Source organism: Bacillus sp. EAC (genome assembly GCF_002156875.1).
Lineage (GTDB): Bacteria > Bacillota > Bacilli > Bacillales > Bacillaceae_G > Gottfriedia.
The window spans coordinates 16,553-38,721 of record NZ_NCSY01000010.1 but is presented as its reverse complement, the minus strand read 5'-3'; the positions used below and the strand labels follow the sequence as shown (position 1 = coordinate 38,721).

The 22,169-nt window shown below is 35.5% G+C and carries 18 protein-coding genes and 1 other annotated feature (1 of these 19 cut by a window edge); all 18 genes read left to right on the top strand.

The genetic code is table 11. The features are described from left to right. Nucleotides 1-175: a binding site (T-box leader), on the top strand; it begins 46 nt to the left of the window's first position. Between the two features lie 232 nt (nt 176-407). The 18 genes from ileS to B7R65_RS16115 all read left to right on the top strand — a co-directional run bounded on the left by ileS (nt 408) and on the right by B7R65_RS16115 (nt 22,145). Continuing rightward, on the top strand, nt 408-3,164 hold the full coding sequence (gene ileS, locus B7R65_RS16200) for an isoleucine--tRNA ligase (protein ID WP_088043882.1): 2,757 nt from the start codon (nt 408-410) through the stop codon (nt 3,162-3,164). Between the two features lie 106 nt (nt 3,165-3,270). Next, complete coding sequence (locus B7R65_RS16195) at nt 3,271-3,735, top strand: DUF2269 family protein (RefSeq protein WP_088043881.1); 465 nt, start codon at nt 3,271-3,273, stop codon at nt 3,733-3,735. A gap of 442 nt (nt 3,736-4,177) precedes the next feature. Further along, nucleotides 4,178-4,498 (top strand): TraR/DksA family transcriptional regulator, encoded by a 321-nt coding sequence (locus B7R65_RS16190; RefSeq protein ID WP_088043880.1) that lies wholly within the window; start codon nt 4,178-4,180, stop codon nt 4,496-4,498. Between the two features lie 72 nt (nt 4,499-4,570). Continuing rightward, nucleotides 4,571-5,029 carry a signal peptidase II gene (lspA, locus tag B7R65_RS16185; RefSeq protein ID WP_088043879.1) on the top strand — a complete coding sequence of 153 codons (459 nt, stop codon included), beginning with the start codon at nt 4,571-4,573 and terminating at the stop codon, nt 5,027-5,029. Beyond that, on the top strand, nt 5,026-5,934 hold the full coding sequence (locus B7R65_RS16180) for an RluA family pseudouridine synthase (protein WP_088043878.1): 909 nt from the start codon (nt 5,026-5,028) through the stop codon (nt 5,932-5,934). Before lspA ends, B7R65_RS16180 begins: the two co-directional genes overlap by 4 nt. A gap of 184 nt (nt 5,935-6,118) precedes the next feature. Further along, complete coding sequence (pyrR, locus tag B7R65_RS16175; protein WP_088043877.1) at nt 6,119-6,661, top strand: bifunctional pyr operon transcriptional regulator/uracil phosphoribosyltransferase PyrR; 543 nt, start codon at nt 6,119-6,121, stop codon at nt 6,659-6,661. A gap of 132 nt (nt 6,662-6,793) precedes the next feature. Next, nucleotides 6,794-8,089: a uracil permease gene (uraA, locus tag B7R65_RS16170; protein WP_179194908.1), complete on the top strand. Its 1,296-nt coding sequence runs from the start codon at nt 6,794-6,796 to the stop codon at nt 8,087-8,089. 69 nt (nt 8,090-8,158) lie between these two features. Beyond that, nucleotides 8,159-9,070, top strand: coding sequence for an aspartate carbamoyltransferase catalytic subunit (locus B7R65_RS16165; protein WP_088043875.1), 912 nt, complete (start codon nt 8,159-8,161; stop codon nt 9,068-9,070). Beyond that, nucleotides 9,054-10,340, top strand: coding sequence for a dihydroorotase (locus B7R65_RS16160; protein ID WP_088043874.1), 1,287 nt, complete (start codon nt 9,054-9,056; stop codon nt 10,338-10,340). The genes B7R65_RS16165 and B7R65_RS16160 overlap by 17 nt, the downstream gene beginning before the upstream one ends. Beyond that, nucleotides 10,337-11,437, top strand: coding sequence for a carbamoyl phosphate synthase small subunit (locus B7R65_RS16155; protein WP_088043873.1), 1,101 nt, complete (start codon nt 10,337-10,339; stop codon nt 11,435-11,437). The genes B7R65_RS16160 and B7R65_RS16155 overlap by 4 nt, the downstream gene beginning before the upstream one ends. Then, nucleotides 11,422-14,634 (top strand): carbamoyl-phosphate synthase large subunit, encoded by a 3,213-nt coding sequence (gene carB / locus B7R65_RS16150; protein ID WP_088043872.1) that lies wholly within the window; start codon nt 11,422-11,424, stop codon nt 14,632-14,634. Before B7R65_RS16155 ends, carB begins: the two co-directional genes overlap by 16 nt. Next, the gene (locus tag B7R65_RS16145; RefSeq protein WP_088043871.1) at nt 14,631-15,401 is read left to right on the top strand and encodes a dihydroorotate dehydrogenase electron transfer subunit; all 771 of its coding nucleotides are present in this window, start codon (nt 14,631-14,633) and stop codon (nt 15,399-15,401) included. The genes carB and B7R65_RS16145 overlap by 4 nt, the downstream gene beginning before the upstream one ends. After that, nucleotides 15,398-16,339, top strand: coding sequence for a dihydroorotate dehydrogenase (locus B7R65_RS16140; protein WP_088043870.1), 942 nt, complete (start codon nt 15,398-15,400; stop codon nt 16,337-16,339). Before B7R65_RS16145 ends, B7R65_RS16140 begins: the two co-directional genes overlap by 4 nt. Continuing rightward, complete coding sequence (pyrF, locus tag B7R65_RS16135; RefSeq protein ID WP_088043869.1) at nt 16,311-17,024, top strand: orotidine-5'-phosphate decarboxylase; 714 nt, start codon at nt 16,311-16,313, stop codon at nt 17,022-17,024. Before B7R65_RS16140 ends, pyrF begins: the two co-directional genes overlap by 29 nt. Continuing rightward, the gene (gene pyrE / locus B7R65_RS16130) at nt 17,021-17,659 is read left to right on the top strand and encodes an orotate phosphoribosyltransferase (protein WP_088043868.1); all 639 of its coding nucleotides are present in this window, start codon (nt 17,021-17,023) and stop codon (nt 17,657-17,659) included. The genes pyrF and pyrE overlap by 4 nt, the downstream gene beginning before the upstream one ends. A gap of 187 nt (nt 17,660-17,846) precedes the next feature. Beyond that, nucleotides 17,847-18,380, top strand: a complete 534-nt coding sequence (locus tag B7R65_RS16125; protein WP_088043867.1) for a DUF1572 family protein — start codon at nt 17,847-17,849, stop codon at nt 18,378-18,380. 256 nt (nt 18,381-18,636) lie between these two features. Further along, on the top strand, nt 18,637-20,376 hold the full coding sequence (locus B7R65_RS16120) for an ABC transporter ATP-binding protein (RefSeq protein ID WP_088043866.1): 1,740 nt from the start codon (nt 18,637-18,639) through the stop codon (nt 20,374-20,376). Next, nucleotides 20,373-22,145: an ABC transporter ATP-binding protein gene (locus tag B7R65_RS16115; RefSeq protein ID WP_088043865.1), complete on the top strand. Its 1,773-nt coding sequence runs from the start codon at nt 20,373-20,375 to the stop codon at nt 22,143-22,145. Before B7R65_RS16120 ends, B7R65_RS16115 begins: the two co-directional genes overlap by 4 nt. Nucleotides 22,146-22,169 lie beyond the last annotated feature (24 nt).

Below are 22,169 nucleotides of genomic sequence, written 5' to 3'. Positions count from 1 at the left end.
GAGTCAAGGATAGTGTAAGCTTGATGTAGAATATAGAAAGAAAATCACCCTAGAGTGCTTTTCTGAAAAATTAGTAAGAAAAGACGTTTCATTCACGTTATGAATGCTAAGAGGACTTTAAGTAATTTTTAAAGTCAATTAGGGTGGTACCACGGGAACCTTTCTCGTCCCTTTTTTGGGATGAGGAAGGTTTTTTTGTGTTCTTCTATCATCTTATCATCGAATTGATCTCATATTAACGAATGGTCGTTTAGCTTGTAAAAATGAAGTAGTAAATGTTTCATTAGTGAAAGTTTAATGAAAAAAACAAGATTACTAATAAAAGATTTATAAGATGGATACAATGCGTTAATGTGAACTCGACAATTATAAGTGTTTTATTACTGAAAAAATAGGAGGAATATGAAATGGAGTATAAAGATACTTTATTGATGCCAAAAACCGATTTCCCGATGAGAGGAAATCTACCACAACGTGAACCTCAGATCCAAGAAGAATGGAATAAACAAGATATTTATTCAAAAGTTTTAAAACATAATGAAGGAAAACCATCATTCATCCTACATGATGGCCCTCCTTACGCAAATGGTGACCTTCATATGGGTCATGCATTAAATAAAGTACTTAAAGATTTTATCGTTCGCTTTAATAATATGAACGGTAATCGTTCTCCATATGTTCCAGGATGGGATACTCATGGATTACCAATCGAGCAAGCATTAGCGAATAAAAAAGTTAACCGCAAAGAAATGACAGTTGCAGAGTTCCGTAAACTTTGCGAAGAATATGCATATGAGCAAGTTGAACGTCAAAAGGAACAGTTTAAGCGTTTAGGTATTTTAGGTGATTGGGACCGTCCTTACATCACACTTGAAAAAGAATATGAAGCAGAACAAATTAAAGTATTCGGTAAAATGGCAACAAAAGGTTTAATTTACAAAGGACTTAAACCTGTTTATTGGTCACCATCAAGTGAATCTGCTTTAGCTGAAGCAGAAATTGAATACCAAGATAAACGATCAGCATCTATTTATGTAGCATTTGCAGTTGATAATGGTAAGGATCTTTTAAATGGTGGAGAGAAATTCATCATTTGGACAACAACACCTTGGACAATTCCAGCAAATTTAGCTGTTTGTTTACATCCGGAATTAAATTATGATGTCGTTTCAGTAAATGGCGAAAAATTTGTTGTAGCAAGCGAATTAAGAGAATCTGTTTCAAAAGAGTTAGGTTGGGAAGATTCAGTTGTAGAAAACACATTTAAAGGTGAGCAGCTTGAAGGTATCGTTTGTAAACATCCTTTATACGACCGTCAGTCTGTCGTAATCCTTGGAGATCATGTAACAACTGATGCAGGGACAGGTTGCGTACACACAGCACCAGGACACGGTGAAGATGACTTCCGTGTTGGCCAACAATATGGATTAGAAGTATTATGTCCAGTTGATGAAAAAGGTGTCCTTACAAAAGAAGCTCCTGGCTTTGAAGGATTATTCTATGATGAAGCAAATAAAGAAATTACTAAAGCATTAGAAGAAAAAGGTGCTTTACTTAAATTACAATTTATTACGCATTCATACCCACATGATTGGCGAACAAAGAAACCAATTATTTTCCGTGCAACTGCACAATGGTTTGCTTCAATTGAAGCAATTCGTAATGAATTAATGCAAGCTGTTCAAGACACAAAATGGTTCCCTGCTTGGGGTGAAACAAGACTGTTTAACATGGTTCGTGACCGTGGTGATTGGTGTATTTCTCGTCAACGTGTATGGGGCGTTCCAATTCCAGTGTTTTATGCTGAAGATGGTGAAGCAATTATCACTGAGGAAACAATTGAATATGTTTCAAATCTATTTAAACAAAATGGATCAAATATTTGGTTCGAAAAAGAAGCAAAAGAATTATTGCCAGAAGGCTTTACTCACCCGGGTTCTCCTAATGGTAAATTTACGAAAGAAAAAGACATCATGGATGTATGGTTTGACAGCGGATCTTCGCATCAAGCTGTTTTAGCAATTCGAGAAGAATTATCTTTCCCAGCTGATGTTTATTTAGAAGGGTCTGACCAATATCGTGGTTGGTTTAACTCTTCATTAAGCACAAGTGTTGCAGTTACTGGTCAAGCACCTTATAAATCGGTAGTAAGCCATGGTTTCGTATTAGATGGTGAAGGCCGTAAAATGAGTAAATCAATCGGTAACATCGTAGTACCTTCAAAAATTATGAATCAATATGGTTCAGATATTTTACGTCTTTGGGTTGCCTCAGTTGATTATCAATCAGATGTACGTATTTCTGATGCATTAATGAAACAAGTTGCAGAAGTATATCGTAAAATTCGTAATACGTTCCGTTTCTTATTAGGAAACTTAGATGGATTTAACGCAGAGAAAGATGCTTTAGAGTTTAGTGAACTTCGTGAATTAGATCAATACATGCTTGTTAAATTAAATGGGGTAGTAAATACAGTTAAGGAATCTTATGAAAAATATGAATTTGCGACAGTTTATCATACGATTCAAAACTTCTGTACGACTGAGTTAAGCTCATTCTACTTTGATTTATCGAAAGATGTACTTTACATTGAGCCTAAACAAAATAAAGATCGCTTAGCGATTCAAACAGTATTACATGAATCATTACAAGCTCTTACTCGTTTAGTAGCACCAATTTTACCTCATACAGCTGAAGAAGTTTGGTCTCATATGCCTGAAAAAAATGCAGACAGCATTTTCTTAACTGAAATGCCAGATACAAATGATTATGGAGATACAAAAGCTTTAGAAGCAAAATGGGAAAAATTCATGGATCTACGAGATGATGTTTTAAAAGCATTAGAAGTAGCAAGAAATGAAAAAGTAATCGGTAAATCTTTACAAGCTCAAGTTAAAATTTATCCAAATGATGAAGTTGCAACTTTATTAAGTTCAATTAATGAAGAGTTAAAACAATTATTAATTGTTTCTCAAGTTGAAGTTGCCGAAACAAGTGAACAAGTACCAGATAACGCTCAGAAATTTGATACATCAAGTATCGTAATTTCTCCTGCAACTGGTGAAACTTGTGAACGTTGTTGGACTGTTACTGAAGAAGTTGGTAAGGATAATGATCATCCAACACTATGCCTACGCTGTGCAAGTGTTGTAAAGGATATTTAAGTTAATGCTTTCCAACTAAAAAAAGAGTCGAAAGAATAAAACTTTCGGCTCTATTTTTTATGTTTTTTTCATATATTTTAACTGTTGGATGAAAGGGGTTGGGTAGATGGAATTATTAATTCTTATTCATGTATTATCAGCTATTATTGGAGTTGGTCCTACTTTTTTTGGTCACGTTTTAACAAGACCAAGTCAAACAGTGGAAGAATTACGGGCTAGTTATCGTTTTTTTAAGTATCTAGAATTATTTCCGAAAATTGGTGGAACCATTGCGGTATTAAGTGGACTTGTCTTATATTTAATCGGGAATTATGGTTCTTTTACCCAACTATGGTTAATTGGTTCTTTAGTTTTATACATATTGATACAAATCATTGTAATTGGATTCATTACTCCTAAACAAAAAATTATAGCAAATTGGCTAAATGATGAGAAAAACAATGAGGAAGTAATGTTGGATTTAGAAATTCTTGTCGCACAGAAACAAGTAAATACTCGTTTTTATTTTGCATCTGTATTGGGTGTTACTTTATTTATTTTTATGATCATTAAACCAATAATTTTTGCATGAGTTTAACCAGATAAAAATAGTATTTTATGCTCGGAGTTCCTTCCGAGTTTTTCTTTTGTAAGGATAGTAAACTTTTCTAATGAGCATTTCGAAAATACTTTTATTTAACGATCTGTTAATGTTTATTTTAAATATTAAACAAAAAGAATTGTTTTGATTGACGTGAAGGGTGCAAGACATTAAAGGAAGTAGTGAAACAAAAAAATTCAGTAGATGAAAATGTATCGTGGAAGCACATATACATACCGATAAAAAAACAGTTACTATCAGAGATGAAATACCCAAGTGTGTAATGTAGCGATTTTAACTAAAATAGCTCTTTCTTAATGCTTCTATTACTGGTAATTTCTAATTGTATTTCCTAAATAGGAAAAAGTTTCACCTGTTATCAAAGTCACTTATGGGAAAATTATTGTTACATTAATAATTGGGAGTGAACAAGATGAGCAATGAAATTTACCATATTAGGCAAGAGCTCGAAATGATTAAGAATGAATTGCTACATCGTTTATTTACGGAACCAATAAGAGATACAGTAGTCGTTAATCACTTTTCACTATTCGAAGACACGATGAAACATCAAACTCTTGTTGATGATATGAAAAATGATTTATATGATATCGATTTAGCGATACAAAAAATAGATAATGGATTATTCGGTTATTGTGAAAAAACCGGGGAACCAATTCCGATTGAGAAACTGAAAGTACTTCCAATGGGGCGTACAATTGACGACTTTAGTTTTGTACGGAATCATTATTGATTTAGTATTCATTGTATTAAAGTTTCCCCTATGCTAAAATTTTATGAGATATCTAAAAGGTAGGGGATAAATATGGCATATATAATTGCGGTGATTGTCATTTTAATTGATCAACTGACAAAACTGGCAGTTTTAAAAAAGATGTATTTAGGTGAAAATATTGAAATTATAAAAAATATTTTTTACATAACATCACACCGTAATAGAGGCGCAGCATGGGGAATGCTTCAAGGCAAAATGGGATTCTTTTATTTGATTACATTAGTCTTTGTAGTTGCAGTTATTTACTTTATTCAAAAACATGCTAAACAGGATCGTTTAATGTCTTTATCATTAGGTCTTGTATTAGGTGGGGCAATTGGAAACTTTATCGATCGCTTCTTTAGAAAAGAAGTTGTAGATTTTATTCATGTTTATATATTTAATTATGATTTTCCTGTGTTTAATATTGCTGATTCAGCTCTATGTGTAGGGGTCATCTTATTATTTATAATTACTTTATTGGAAGATAAAAGAGGAGTTAAGCAATGACAGTTTTTGCATTTACAGTACAAGAGGAACAACATTTAGAAAGAATTGATACGTTTATAACTGCTCAAAATGATGAGTGGTCTCGTTCACAAGTTCAAATTTGGTTAAAAGAAGATTTAGTATTAGTGAATGGTGAAAAAGTAAAACGTAATTATAAAGTAAAACAAGGTGAAGAAATATCTGTTTCAGTTCCTGAGCCAAAGCCATTAGAAATTATTGCTGAAAACATTCCTTTAGAAATTTATTATGAAGATTCGGATGTAATCGTAGTTAATAAACCACGTGGAATGGTTGTTCATCCAGCATTAGGACATGAAACTGGTACTTTAGTTAATGCGTTAATGTATCATTGTAAAGACTTATCAGGCATAAATGGTATATTAAGACCAGGAATTGTTCACCGAATTGACAAGGATACATCTGGTTTATTGATGGTTGCCAAGAATGATGTAGCACACGAGAAGCTTGCAGAACAGTTACGTGAAAAAACGACTGTACGTAAATATATTGCAATTGTTCACGGTGTAATTGCTCATGAAGAAGGCACAATTGATGCACCAATTGGAAGAGACAAAAATGATCGTCAAAGTATGACAGTAACGGATGAAAATAGTAAAGAAGCGGTAACTCATTTTAGAGTGCTTGAACGCTTTGAAGAATTTACTTTGGTTGAATGTCAACTTGAAACAGGTCGTACGCATCAAATTCGTGTTCATATGAAATATATAGGTTTCCCATTAGCAGGAGATCCAAAGTATGGTCCTCGAAAAACATTAGAGATTGGTGGACAAGCGCTTCATGCAGCTGTTTTAGGATTTAATCATCCAAAAACAAACGAGTATATAGAATTCAGTTCTCCAATTCCAAAAGTAATGGAAGATGTAATAGAACATTTAAGAAGATAACTGTTGACAATAAAAGCAGTATGAGTCATACTGAAAACAGTTGAATGAACCTTTAACACAACCCCGTGAGGTTGAGAAGGAAGCGGAATATAAAAGGGATAATTGTATCCTTTTGTGCTACCCTCTTGTCCATCGGGCAAGAGGGTTTTTTGCTTCTACAAAATATGAGTAGGAGGGGTATCGAATGAACGAAAAAGCAATCATCTTAGACGAACTTGCAATTAGAAGAGGATTAACACGTATTGCTCATGAAATGCTAGAAAACAACAAAGGAATTCAAGATGTAGTTCTAGTTGGAATTAAAACTAGAGGCGTTTATTTAGCAAAACGAATTGCAGATCGAATTAAGCAAATCGAAGGTAAAGAAGTCATCATGGGTGATTTAGATATCACATTATATCGTGATGATTTAACAACTAAGACAGAAAATAAAGAACCATTAGTAAAAGGTTCAAATGTTCCTGTTGACTTAACAAATAAAAAAGTAATATTAGTTGATGATGTGTTATACACAGGTAGAACAGTACGTGCCGCAATGGACGCTGTTATGGACTTAGGTAGACCAGCACAAATTCAATTAGCTGTATTAATCGATCGTGGACATCGTGAACTCCCAATTCGTGCAGACTATGTTGGTAAAAACATACCGACTTCAAGTGACGAAAAAGTAGTCGTAGCGTTAAAAGAAACAGATGATCATGATAAAGTAAGTATATTCGAAAATTAAAGTCCCTTTTAATGTGGTCCAGAGAGGCCGCCAAAGGGTCTAGTTAGTTGCTGCCTTCTTAGCAACGTATTGGACTCTTTGTGTATAACGCAAAGAGTTTTTTTATTGGGGAAAAATGGGGGAATTGAAATGATAAAACAAAAACCGGTATTAGAGATAAATGAAAAACCTAACCTAAGTCAATGGTTTTTCTTAAGTATTCAACACTTATTTGCGATGTTCGGCGCAACAGTATTAGCACCAATCTTAATCGGAATTTCACCTTCAATCGCATTAATCTCAAGCGGAATTGGAACAATCGTCTTCATCGTAATTACGAGAGGAAAGGTACCATCATACCTAGGGTCATCATTCGCTTTCATTGCACCGATGAGTTTCGCAATAAAGAATCTTGGTACTGGAGCAGCATTTGTAGGGGTATTCATCACAGGGATTGTATATGCGGTGATCGCATTGATAATTAACAAAGTTGGCGTTAAATGGTTATTTAAAGTATTACCTCCGATCGTAGTTGGTCCGGTCATCATTGTAATCGGATTAGGCTTATCATCAGTAGCGGTTGGCATGGCAATGAATGGTCCAGACGCAAAATACAGTTCAACGTCAATAACAATCGCTTTAATCACTTTAGCCATAACAATTGTAACAGCGTTATTTACAAGAGGGTTTTTATCAGTCATACCAATCTTAGTAGGAATTATAGGTGGCTACATCACATCGATTTGTTTTGGAATTGTAGATTTCACGAAAATCGCTGAAGCGAAATGGTTAGCAGTACCGGATTTCTCAGTACCGTTTATAGATTACACACCAGAAATTACAGTACAATTACTACTTATTTTTATACCAGTCGCAATCGTAACAATTTCAGAACATATCGGTCATCAAGTTGTACTTGGAAACGTAGTCGATAAAGATTTAATTAAGGATCCAGGGTTAGACCGTTCATTATTTGGAGACGCAGTTTCAACAATGATCGCTGGTTTAATCGGTGGTCCAACAACGACAACTTACGGAGAAAACATCGGCGTATTAGCAATCACTAGAGCGTACAGTGTTTACCTTTTCATCGGTGCAGCAATCTTCGCAATGATGTTCGGATTCATAGGAAAGATTTCAGCCATTATTAGCTCAATCCCAACACCAGTCATGGGTGGTATATCGATTCTACTATTTGGAATCATCGCTTCAAGTGGATTAAGAGTTCTAGTTGAAAATAAAGTCGATTTTAGTAAACAACGTAACTTAGTTATCGCTTCTGTCATCTTAGTACTAGGAATTGGTGGAGCAGCAATTCATGTAGGGGATGTATTTACTCTTGAAGGAATGGCATTAGCAGCATTAATAGGAGTATTACTAAATTTAGTACTCCCTGAAAAAATTGGTGGAGATCGAAATATTGATATGAAGAATGAAAAAGCATTTTAAACAAAAGATTAAATGTATGAACATTAAATACCAGATGATATTCATTTAAATTCAAGAGGGGGAAGACGAATGAATCATTTACTTAAAATGTCTGACTTAACTATAGAAGAAATACAAGATTTGCTTAAAGTAGCACAAAACTTTGCAAATGGTGAAAAAACTAACTTAGAACGTCAGACATTTGTTGCAAACTTGTTTTTTGAAAATAGTACGAGAACTCGCTTTAGCTTCGAGGTAGCACAGAAAAAACTTGGATTAGACGTAATCAATTTAGCTGTTGAAAGTTCAAGTATTCAAAAAGGTGAAACATTGTATGACACTGTGAAAACATTAAAAGCAATCGGAGTAGAAGCGGTCGTCATCCGTCATACAGAGGATGAATATTTTCAAGAAATAGAAGACGCTGGAATGCCAATTTTAAATGCGGGAGACGGATGCGGTAATCACCCAACACAATGCTTACTCGATCTGTTAACAATCCAGCAGGAATTTGGTAGTTTCAATGGTCTAAAGATAGCAATCGTAGGTGATTTAAGACATTCTCGAGTTGCCAGATCAAACGCTGAAGCACTAACACGATTAGGAGCTGAAGTATTCTTCTCAAGCCCTGATGAATGGAAAGATGAAAAAAATCCACATGGAATTTATAAAGACTTAGATGAGTTAGTAAAAGAAGTTGATGTGATGATGCTGTTAAGAGTTCAACATGAACGTCATGATTCAGAGACAAATCATATCATGGAAAATTATTTGCAAAAACATGGGTTAACGATCGAGAGAGAATCAAAAATGAAATCAAATAGTATTATTATGCACCCTGCGCCATTTAATCGTGATGTGGAAATAGCAAGTGAGCTTGTAGAATGTGAGCGCTCAAGAATATTTAAACAAATGGAAAATGGTGTATATGTAAGAATGGCTGTACTAAAAAGAGCCTTACCAACTGTATGGGGAGAGATGAAAAATGAAGTACTTGTTTAAAAATGGTGTCATCTTACAAGAAAATGGTGATTTTTTAAAGCGAGACGTGTTAGTCGTAAATGGGAAGATATCAGTTATTGCTGAGACAGTCATTGATGATGAAGCTACACAAGTAGATTTAAATGGAAAATTACTTTCACCAGGATTTATAGATGTACATGTTCATCTGCGTGAACCAGGTGGGGAACATAAAGAAACAATTAAAACAGGTACAAATGCGGCAGCAAGAGGTGGTTTTACAACAATCGCTTCAATGCCAAATACTCGTCCAGTACCAGATACAGTTGAACATTTAAAAGCTCTAAATCAAAAAATAGAAGAAACAGCCCTAGTAAATGTACTCCCATATGCTTCAATAACAATTCGCCAAGCAGGTGAAGAGCAAACGGATTTTGAAGGATTAAAAGAAAATGGTGCATTCGCCTTTACCGATGATGGAGTTGGCGTACAATCTGCAGAAATGATGTATAAAGCAATGCAAAAAGCTGCTGAGTTAAATGTATCAATCGTAGCACATTGCGAAGAAAATACGTTAATTCAAAAAGGGTGTGTACATGAAGGTAAATTTTCGAAAGAGAATGGACTAAACGGAATTCCATCGATCTGTGAAAGTGTTCAAATTGCTAGAGACGTTTTATTAGCAGAAGCAACTGGGTGTCACTATCATGTCTGCCACATCAGTACAAAAGAGTCTGTACGAGTGGTTCGAGATGCTAAGCGTGCTGGAATCAATGTAACAGCAGAAGTTTCACCACATCATCTAATTCTATGTGAAGATGATATTCCAGGACTGGATACAAACTTTAAGATGAATCCTCCTTTAAGAAGTGAAATTGATAGAGTAGCACTAATTGAAGGACTTTTAGATGGAACAATCGATATGATTGCTACAGATCATGCCCCACATACAGAAGAAGAAAAAGCACAAGGTATGCAGCTTGCACCATTCGGAATTGTTGGACTAGAAACAGCCTTTCCATTATTGAATACTCACTTTGTGCAAACAGGGAAAATGACTTTAAAACAATTGTTAGACTTTATGACTACAAAGCCGGCTGAAGTTTTTAAACTTAACAGAGGAAAAATCGAAGTTGGAGTGGTAGCAGATTTAACCGTAATTGACTTAGAGCTGGAAGAAGAGATTGATTCAACGAATTTTCTTTCAAAAGGTAAAAACACACCATTTAATGGGTGGGAATGTAAAGGTTGGCCTGTAATGACAATGGTAAATGGCAAACTAGTATACGAAAGAGAGGAAGTAACAGTATGATGCGTCAATTAATATTAGAAGACGGAACAGTATTCGTAGGAGAAGGTTTTGGTAGCGAAGTTGAAACAACAGGAGAAATCGTATTTACAACAGGAATGACAGGATATCAAGAAGTATTAACTGACCCATCTTACTGTGGACAAATCGTAACTTTCACTTACCCTTTAGTAGGGAATTACGGGATTAACTTAGAGGATTTCGAAAGCATTGTACCAGCCGTACATGGCTTAATTGTAAAGGAATATGCTGAGCATCCATCAAACTTCCGAAATAAAATGAGCTTGGATCAATATTGCAAGGATAAAGGAATTCCTGGATTAGCAGGAATCGACACACGTATGTTAACTAGAAAATTACGTGAAGTTGGAACAATGAAAGGTAAATTCTGCAGTATGGAAGCAAATGTAGACGAAGTGGTAGCAGAATTAACAAGCACACCATTCTTTACAAATCATGTTGAGAGGGTTTCAACACAAAAACCATATAGAAGTCCAGGTAGAGGAAATCGTGTAGTATTAGTAGACTTCGGTATGAAACATGGCATATTAAGAGAATTAACAAATCGCAAATGTGATGTAACGGTTGTACCATATAATATTTCAGCAAAAGAAATTTTCCTTTTAGCGCCAGATGGGATTATGTTAAGTAACGGACCTGGAGATCCAAAAGATGTTCAAGTAGCAATTGAAATGATTAAAGAAGTAGTAGGGAAAGTACCATTATTCGGTATCTGCTTAGGACATCAGTTATTTGCACTTGCAAATGGAGGAAATACTTCAAAATTAAAATTCGGACATCGTGGAGCAAATCATCCAGTAAAACATTTAGAAACTGGTAAAGTAGCAATTACTTCTCAAAACCATGGTTATGCGGTAGAGATGGATTCAATTAAAGGAACAGACATAGAAGTTACTCACGTAGCACTTAATGATGGAACAGTAGAAGGACTTAAACATAAATCATACCCAGCATTCACAGTACAGTATCATCCTGAAGCCTCACCGGGGCCAGAAGATGCGAATTACTTATTTGATGAATTCATGAACATGATGGAAGCTCATAAAAGAGAGGGGAACTTACAATGCCAAAACGCGTAGACATCGAAACCATCTTAGTGATCGGATCAGGACCAATTGTAATCGGCCAAGCAGCTGAATTTGATTATGCAGGTACACAAGCATGTCAAGCACTTAGAGAAGAAGGTTACAGAGTAATCCTTGTAAACTCAAACCCTGCAACAATTATGACTGATGTTCAAACTGCAGATAAAGTATATATCGAACCTCTAACAGTAGATTTTGTCAGCCGAATCATTCGTAAAGAACGACCAGATGCTCTTCTTCCAACTTTAGGTGGTCAAACAGGACTAAATCTAGCTGTAGAACTAGCAAAATCTGGTGTGTTAGAAGATTGCGGAGTGAAAATATTAGGAACTAGCCTTGAAGCGATTAATAGAGCAGAAGACAGAGACTTGTTCAGAACACTAATGAATGACTTAAACGAACCAGTACCAGAAAGTACAATTATACACTCACTAGATGAGGCTTATGATTTTGTTGAGCATATCGGCTATCCAGTCATCGTTCGACCAGCATTTACTTTAGGGGGTACTGGGGGCGGAATATGCCATGATGAAGAAGAATTGAAAGAAATTGTTGCAAGTGGATTAAAAAACAGCCCAGTTACACAATGTTTACTAGAAAAAAGCATCGCTGGATTTAAAGAAATAGAATATGAAGTAATGCGTGATGCAAACGACCATGCGATTGTAGTATGTAACATGGAAAACATTGACCCAGTAGGAGTACATACTGGAGATTCAATTGTAGTAGCTCCTTCTCAAACATTAAGTGATCGTGAATATCAAATGCTACGAAATGTTTCACTAAAAATCATTCGTGCACTTGGTATCGAAGGTGGATGTAACGTTCAACTTGCATTGGATCCTGATAGCTTCCAATACTACGTAATCGAGGTAAATCCACGAGTATCTCGTTCAAGTGCTCTAGCTTCTAAAGCAACTGGTTACCCAATTGCAAAATTAGCGGCAAAAATTGCAGTTGGACTAACGTTAGATGAAATGATTAACCCAGTTACAAAGAAAACATATGCATGCTTTGAGCCTGCATTAGACTATATTGTTTCGAAAATCCCGCGTTGGCCATTTGATAAGTTCGAAACAGCAAATCGTCTACTAGGAACGCAAATGAAAGCAACTGGAGAAGTAATGGCAATCGGTCGTACATTAGAAGAGTCATTATTAAAAGCAGTTCGCTCACTAGAATTAGGCATCGATCATATCGAATTAAATACAGTAAAAGAACTTTCAAAAGAAGAAATGATTGCACGAATGGCAAAAGCAGATGATGAGAGATTATACATTGTTGCTGAAGCTATGAGAAATGGAATGACGATAGAAGAAATTCATTCAATTACGAAAATTGATTTCTTCTTCCTTCACAAAATCCAAAATATCATAAACATGGAACAAACAATCAAAGCAAATCATTTTGACTTAGATATCTTACTAAAGGCAAAGAAAATGGGCTTTAGCGATGAATATCTTGCAGCAAACTGGAATGCGACAAATAAAGAAATTTATGAGTTCAGAAAACAAAATCAGATTATACCAGTTTATAAAATGGTTGATACTTGTTCAGCAGAGTTTGAGTCAACAACGCCATACTTCTACGGCACGTATGAAATAGAAAACGAATCAATTGTTACAAGTCAAAAAAGTGTTGTTGTACTAGGGTCAGGACCAATTCGAATCGGTCAAGGGGTCGAATTCGATTATGCAACAGTACATTGTGTAAGAGCAATTAAAGAAGCGGGATATGAAGCAATCATAATTAACAATAACCCAGAGACAGTTTCAACTGACTTCAGTATTTCAGATAAACTTTACTTCGAGCCTCTAACAATTGAAGATGTAATGCATATCATTGATTTAGAAAAACCGATGGGAGTAGTCGTTCAATTCGGTGGTCAAACGGCTATTAACTTAGCTGATAAATTAGTGGAACGCGGTGTGAAGATTCTTGGAACATCTCTTGAGGATTTAGATCGTGCAGAAAATCGCGATAAGTTTGAAGAAGCACTTCAAAAATTAGGAGTTCCACAACCACTAGGTAAAACTGCAATGACAGCGGAAGAAGCAGCTACGATTGCAGACGAAATCGGTTATCCAGTTCTTGTGAGACCATCCTATGTACTTGGTGGTCGTGCGATGGAGATTGTCTACCATCGCGATGAAATTCTTCACTACATGGAAAACGCAGTGAAAATTAATCCAGAACATCCAGTATTAGTCGATCGTTACTTAACTGGAAAAGAAATAGAAGTAGATGCCATCTCAGATGGAATCGATGTATACATTCCTGGAATTATGGAGCATATCGAGCGTGCAGGGGTTCACTCAGGTGACTCAATCGCAGTTTACCCAACTCAAAATGTATCAGATGTTGCTAAGCAAAAAATAATCGATTACACGATTAAACTTGCAAAAGGTTTGCATATTAAAGGATTACTAAACATCCAGTTTGTTGTAACAGATAAAGATGAAGTTTTCGTACTAGAAGTGAACCCTAGATCGAGTCGTACAGTACCGTTCTTAAGTAAAATTACAAACGTACCAATGGCAAATATTGCTACAAAAGTAATTCTTGGACAAACATTAGCTTCATTTGGATACGAAACAGGATATCATCCAGAAGGAAAAGAAGTGTATGTTAAAGCACCAGTATTCTCATTCGCTAAACTACGCTCTGTTGATACAACCTTAGGCCCTGAAATGAAATCAACTGGTGAAGTAATGGGGAAAGATGTAAGTCTTGAAAAAGCATTATACAAAGCATTAGTAGCATCAGGTATGCAAATCCCAACACACGGATCAGTGATTATTACAGTAGCGGACAAAGATAAAGAAGAAGTCGTAAATATTGCAAGTCGATTCCATGAAATTGGGTTCACAATCTTCGGAACAGAAGGAACGAAAACTCATTTAGAAACTCATGGGGTACCAGTAAAAGCAGTAAATAAAATCAATGAGCACGAAGACAATATGTTAGATATGATTAAACGAGGAGATGCTCAGTTCGTAATCAATACGCTAACAAAAGGTAAAAAACCAGCTAGAGATGGATTCAGAATTCGTCGTGAATCTGTTGAAAATGGTGTGGTTTGCTTAACATCACTGGATACAGCAAATGCTATTCTGTCAGTTATTGAAAGCTTAACATTCTCTACTTATGCACTACCAAACAAAGAAATAAAGGCTGGCGTATTAGTATGATAAAAAAAGAACTCATGACAATTGTCTCAAACCGAGAAATTGCACATCAAATTGTCGAAATGACATTAAAAGGTGAACTTGTTCAGGAGATTGTATCTCCTGGGCAGTTTGTCCATATAAAAGTGACTGGTGGACTAACACCACTATTAAGAAGACCAATCAGTATATGTCGGGTCGACAAAGAGAACAGTGAGTTCACTATGATTTTCCGAGCAGAAGGTGAAGGAACAAAGCTTTTAAAAGAAGCAAGCATTGGACAGCAGGTTGATGTGTTAGGTCCGTTAGGTCAAGGGTACGATTTAGAAACACTACAAAAAGGTGAAACAGCGTTACTGGTCGGTGGTGGAATCGGTGTACCTCCATTGTACGAACTTTCTAAACAGTTTAAAGCACGTGGTATAAACGTGATACATGTTCTAGGTTTTGCATCAAGTAATGTAGCGTTTTATGAGAATGAGTTTGCTGAATTAGGACCAACTTATATCGCGACAGTAGATGGAACGATGGGAACTAAAGGATTTGTCACAGATGTGATTCGAGAGAAAGAACTTCAATTTGATCAGTATTTTGCGTGTGGCCCAACAGTGATGTTAAAGGCATTACAAGACCAATATAAAGGTCAAAAGGAAGGGTATATTTCATTAGAGGAACGTATGGGCTGTGGTATTGGCGCATGCTTTGCATGTGTGTGTCATACAGAAGAAGGATCTTATCGCAAAGTTTGTAGTGATGGTCCAGTATTCCAAGCTGGGGAGGTAGTATTATGATGTCATTACAAACAAAACTGCCAGGCTTAGATTTGAAAAATCCCATAATGCCTGCTTCAGGGTGCTTTGGATTTGGAAGAGAATTTGCTAATTTATATGACTTAAGTGTACTTGGCGCAATAATGATAAAGGCTACTACTGTGGAAACGAGATACGGAAATGAGACACCTCGTGTCGCGGAAACTCAAGCTGGTATGTTGAATGCGATTGGCCTTCAAAATCCGGGTCTAGAAAAAGTTATCAATGAAGAATTAAAATGGCTTTCTAATTATGATGTACCAATCATTGCAAACATTGCTGGTTCAACGATTGAAGATTATGTAACAGTCGCAAAGGAAATATCAAAAGTTGGTAATGTAAAAGCTTTAGAATTAAATATCTCATGTCCGAATGTAAAATGTGGTGGAATCGCATTTGGAACTGACCCAACTACTGCTGCTGAAGTGACTAAAAAAGTAAAGGAAGTTAGTGAAGTTCCTTTATATGTAAAACTTTCACCGAATGTAACAAATATTGTTGAAATTGCAAAAGCAATAGAAAATGCTGGTGCAGACGGACTAACAATGATTAATACATTACTCGGAATGAGATTAGATTTACGAACAGGTAAACCAATACTAGCAAATAAAACTGGTGGATTATCTGGTCCTGCCATTAAACCTGTTGCCATTCGAATGATCCATGACGTTAGTCAAGTTGTAAACATTCCGATTATTGGAATGGGTGGGGTAATGAATGCTGAGGATGCTCTTGAATTTTTCCTTGCAGGTGCAAGTGCAATCGGTGTAGGTACTGCGAATTTTGTAGATCCATTTGTTTGCCCAACAATCATCGAACAATTACCTGAAGTGTTAGAAAAATACGGATATCATTCGATTGAAGAATGTATTGGAAGGAGCTGGAAACAACATGTCATCACAAGTGGTTATCGCGCTTGATTTTTCATCAAAAGATGAAGTAATGAATTTTGTTAAACAGTTTCAAAAATCATTATATGTAAAGGTTGGTATGGAGCTTTTTTATAAAGAAGGTCCTACAATTGTAAGAGAATTGAAAGCTTTAGGGCATCAAATTTTCTTAGATTTAAAGTTACATGATATTCCAAATACAGTAAAACAGGCAATGAAGAATATTGCTGAGCTAGAAGTGGATATGGTAAACGTTCATGCTGCTGGTGGATCGAAAATGATGAAAGCTGCATTAGAGGGTTTAGAACAAGGGACGCCACTTGGTAAAAAACGTCCATTATTAATCGCGGTTACTCAGTTGACGAGTACATCTGATGAACAAGTTGCAACAGAACAAGGTATTTCGTCATTAAAAAATTCAATTCAATTATATGCATTATTAACGCATGAAAGTGGGTTAGATGGTGTTGTCTGCTCACCTTTAGATGTAGGAATAGTGCAAGATGCCGTTGAAAGTGAGACGTTCTTAACAGTAACTCCAGGTATACGACTAGCAGATAATAGTGTTGATGATCAAGTACGTGTAACGACTCCAGCAAAAGCGAAGCAATTAGGAAGTAGCTATATTGTAGTAGGTCGTAGTATTACAAAAAGTGAAAATCCAGTAGAAGCATATGAAGAAATAATTTCTCAATGGGAGGGCGTAACAATATGAAGAAGAACTTTGCAGCCGATTTATTAAGCATAGGGGCAGTAAGCTTACAGCCTGAAAATCCGTTTACGTGGGCATCAGGGATAAGATCTCCAATCTATTGTGATAATCGCCTAACACTTGGTTACCCAGAAATTCGTAAAAATATCGCTTCTGGTTTAGTCGAATTAATTCAATCTAAATTCGAAAATGTAGATGTCATTGCCGGTACTGCTACAGCAGGAATTCCACATGCAGCTTGGACAAGCGACATAATGAATTTACCAATGGTCTATGTAAGAAGCTCTGCAAAAGGTCATGGAAAAGGGAATCAAATCGAAGGTCCAATTAAACAAGGACAAAAAGTAGTCGTTGTAGAAGATTTAATCTCAACAGGTGGTAGCGTAATTACTTGTGTAGAAGCTTTACGAGAAGCTGGATGTGAAGTTGTAGGTGTTGTCTCAATCTTCACATATAATCTACCAGCTGCTTTAGAAAAATTCGAAGCAAGTGATGTAGTTTACTACTCATTAACAGACTATGATACTTTAGTAGAAGTAGCTAAAGAACAAGGTTCGATTGAAGAAGAGCATGTAGCGAAACTAACTGCATGGAGAAAAAACCCACAGGACGCTAGCTGGATGACAGTTGGAGTTTAACAAAAAAAGATGACGTTGGTCATCTTTTTTTTTGACTCTATAAAAATTATCATGATGGTATGATGAGAACTAATAGGAAGAAACGAGTTTGAATCAAAATAGTTGATTAAAAGTAAGTGTTATTTTTATACTATTCATACAATAAAATATATTTAAGTTGCATGGTTCAGAGTGGAGGAAATTTATCATGAGTTTTAAAAAACTGTTTCTTCAAAATGTATTATGGGAATTCCGAGGGATAAAAAAACTGGGTGATCGGACAATGGAGCAATTAAACAATGATGAATTACATTGGAAGCCATCTAGTGAATCAAATAATGTTGCCTTAATCGTTAAGCATTTAAGCGGAAATATGTTGTCAAGGTGGACTGATTTCCTTACTTCTGATGGTGAAAAATCATGGCGTAATCGAGATGAAGAATTTGAAGGAATATATGATTCAAAAGATGAACTATTGGCTGCTTGGGAAAAAGGTTGGCAAGTTGTATTTTCAACTATTGAAAGTTTGACCGTAAATGATTTGTTAGAAACGATCACTATTCGAGGAGAAGCTCATACTGTTTTAAAAGCAATAAATAGACAAATTAGTCATTACAGTTATCATATTGGTCAAATCGTATATGTTGGTAAACAAGTGAAAAATGAACAATTCACTAGTTTAAGTATCCCAAAAGGATTTTCTGAACAATACTTAAAAGAAAAATTGGATGAAAATAAATAATGTATGAAAAAAAATCTACAACTTTGGATGTAGATTTTTTTGTTTGTTTTACATCAAAGCGTGTAAGAAAACTCATTCTTTTTATCGAAGAAAAAAATTGCTTTTTTATATAAGATGTTAAGAGTAAGAAATAAATAGAAAATATGTATTGTTTATTAAAAACGTTTTATCTTTCATTTATTTCGAAAAAATGATTTTTAAATAATGAAAATAGTATGAAAATAATGTAAAATGTTACAAGTTAGGGGGGAAATACATGAAAATCTTAATCGAAACACTTTATCACTTTAAACCTTATTGGAAAGTTTTACTCCTTGCATTTGTTTTTTCTTTAATAGCTGGAGCATTTGCAATTATTCCACCAATTTTAACTGGGAAAGTTGTTGATGAATTATTAGGAAGTGCAAATTCAAACATTCTACTTTATTTAATTCTTGGGATCATGGTCGCATTTTTAATAAAGGTAATATTTGAATCGATGCAAGAATTTATTCAAGTGAAAATCGGTCTGGATGTCATTACAGATATGCAATTACGCGCGTTTAAGAGGCTACAAAAGGCACCGATGTCATTTTTTTCGACGACACCTCGTGGAGATATGTTATTTCGTTTAACTCATGATGTGGAGTCAGTGCAAAATTTAAACAATACAGTTATTCCTCGTTTCATTCAGCAAGTAATTGCCGCGATTGCAGCATTTATAGCTGTGTTCCCTTTATATTGGCCGGCAGCAGTTGTCATGCTAATCGTATTTGCAATCTATTTAATTCCATCATTTATGATTGGAACGAAGGTACGAAAAATGGGAGCAATCGCTCGAGATATGAGTGCAGATTTATATAATCATACACAAGAGAGTATTGAATCTGTTCGCCTTGTCCGTACATTCCAAACACAAGACAATGAAAATAGAAAACTAGAAGAAAAACTTTCTATTTGGAAAAGTTTTGCCATACGTTTAGCGCTATTCGGTAAATTTAATTGGAGATTGGGAAATGTATTTAATAATGGTGCTCCAGGAGTCATTATGTTAATAGGGGGTTACTCCGTCTGGCAGGGGGACATTTCAATTGGAACATTAATTGCAGTGTTAGGATTTATTCCGACTATGTTTATGCCGGTCCGTTCCCTGGCAGAAAATGCTTTGACAATTCAACAAGCAATTCCTGCTCTTAACCGAATCTATGAATACTTTGATTTACCATCAGAGCAGCCTGATACTTTACCAATCTTTGAAAATGTAAAAGGAAATATTGACGTGAAAAATATTCGATTTACATACCCAGGTTCGACTGAAGAAGTACTAAAGGATGTCTCATTCTCTATCAAAGCAGGCCAACATATAGGAATTGTGGGTACGAGTGGAGGAGGAAAAAGTACGTTAATCCAGTTAATACTTGGTCTGTATCAACCATCATCAGGTACTATTTTTGTAGACGATAAGGACTTATCGAAACATGATTTCCAGTCATTACGTCAAAATATCGGTGTTGTATCTCAAGAAACATTTCTTCTTAATAGTACGTTAAGACAAAATTTATTATATGCAAAACCGGATGCAACGGAGGAAGAATTAAATCTTGCTGTAGAAGCCGCAGATTTATACGAATTAATTGAGTCATTACACGAAGGATTTGAAACAATTGTAGGAGAACGAGGATTAAAGTTATCTGGGGGTCAAAGACAACGTGTTGCTTTGGCTAGAGCTATTCTACGTCATCCACCTGTTTTAATCTTTGATGAAGCCACTTCTTCTTTGGATGGTGAAACAGAGGAAAAAGTACAATCATCTTTAGAAAAACTGATACCAGGTAGGACAACAATTACAATTGCACATCGACTCGTTACTGTAAAAGACGCAGATTGTATTCTTTTATTAGATCGTGGTCAAATTGCCGAACAAGGAACTCATGAAGAATTACTTTCACTTAAAGGACAGTATTATCAATTATATATGGCACAGTACAGTGAGTTAGATAAGGAGAGTGCTGTATGATGCAGAAAAATACGAAAAAGATAGGCGATGGAAAAAGAGTTATTAATTTCCTAAAACCACATAAAAAATGGGTTTTTGCTGATTCTTTTGTTATCGCTCTTAGTCAAGTATGTGCGGCATTAATTCCGACATTAGGCATGGGATGGCTAATTGATCATATCCTCCCAAATCATGAAAATACACTGCTTTGGGGATTGATGTGGTTACTTGTATTTGCAGCTATTCTCGATTTAATCTTAATGGTAATTGATGAGTATTTTTGTCATCATGTTGCAAAGTCAGTTACAAATTGGCAAAAACTACGTCTTTTTACACATTTGCAAGTACTTCCTTATTCTTATTTTCACCAGTCAAAATCTGGTGAATTATTAGCTAGAGTGTCCGATGATCCAGATACTCTTCATAACTTTTTAGCATGGGAAGGGTCAACTTTTATGGCCTCAGTCCAAGGAGTTTTTATTTATAGTATAGTCTTACTTTGGATCAATCCATATTTAATGATTACTAGTGTTGTACTAGGAGTATTATTTTATTGGACTTCCAATAAAGTTGGTGCACGAACTAGGCAAGCCTCAGCCAGGGCAAGAAATGAGGCATCGAGATATTTAGAAAGATTACGTGAGTCTGTGACAGGTATTCAGCTATCTAGAATTCTTGGTGCAACAGATTACGAGATTCAAAGTGTGGCAGACATTCGTAAGTCATTCGTAAAAGAATCAATTATAGAATTGAAAGCTAGAATGCAGTCAATCGTCGTCATTGGAAGCTACAATGGCTTTGCGTTAGCATCAGTCTACTTCATTAGCGTGCTACTTATTTCGAATGAACAGATAACAACTGGACAGATGTTAACTGCAGGAGGACTTGTGACAATTGCTGCAAATGAAATTCAAAGAATGTTACGAAACTGGTTATCTGTTCGACGTACAGGTCCAGCACTGGATCGCTCGGAAAAATTATTATCCGAACCTGCATCCATATTCGAGGTACAAGAAGGAAAGATGTTAGATCGAATTGATGGTTTAATTGAATTTAAAGAAGTTAAATTCAGCTACCCCAATAAAGAAGACTATGTTTTAAATGGTTTATCATTTAATGTTAAACCCGGTGAAGCTGTTGCGATAGTAGGTCCAAGTGGTGCTGGTAAATCAACAATTGTTGATTTGTTACTCGGGTTTTATCCACTTAATCAAGGTGTAATTGAAATTGATGGCTTACCAATTGAAAAAGCAAGTGCTAAATGGATAAGAAATTCAATTTCATTTGTATCTCAAGATGTTCAATTAAGGAATGGAAGTTTAGCTGATAATATTCGAATTGGGAATGAATCTGCGACAGATGATGAACTAATACAAGCGTTAAAGGATAGTGGATTATCTGATTATTTAAATTCATTACCAGATGGTCTTAATTCGTCAATTGGAGAAAGAGGGGCACTTCTTTCAGGTGGTCAAAAGCAAAGACTTTCATTGGCTAGAGCTTTAGTCAAAAATTCACCTATTTTAATATTAGATGAAGCAAGCTCAGCACTTGATCCAATAACTGAATTGCAAATAAATGATGCCATCCAAAGGAGAAAATCGAAACAATCAGTTATTGTTATTTCACATCGATTATCTACGGTTTTAACTGCTGATCGAATTGTGGTACTTGAAAATGGAGTTGTTGTTGAGCAGGGTACACATCATTCTTTACTTGAAATAGATGGTGTATATGCTAGATTGTTTAAACGAGAAGCAGAAACCGGTGAAAATGTCATTAGTGTATAAAAAATTAGTTTGTTTCGTTAGGAG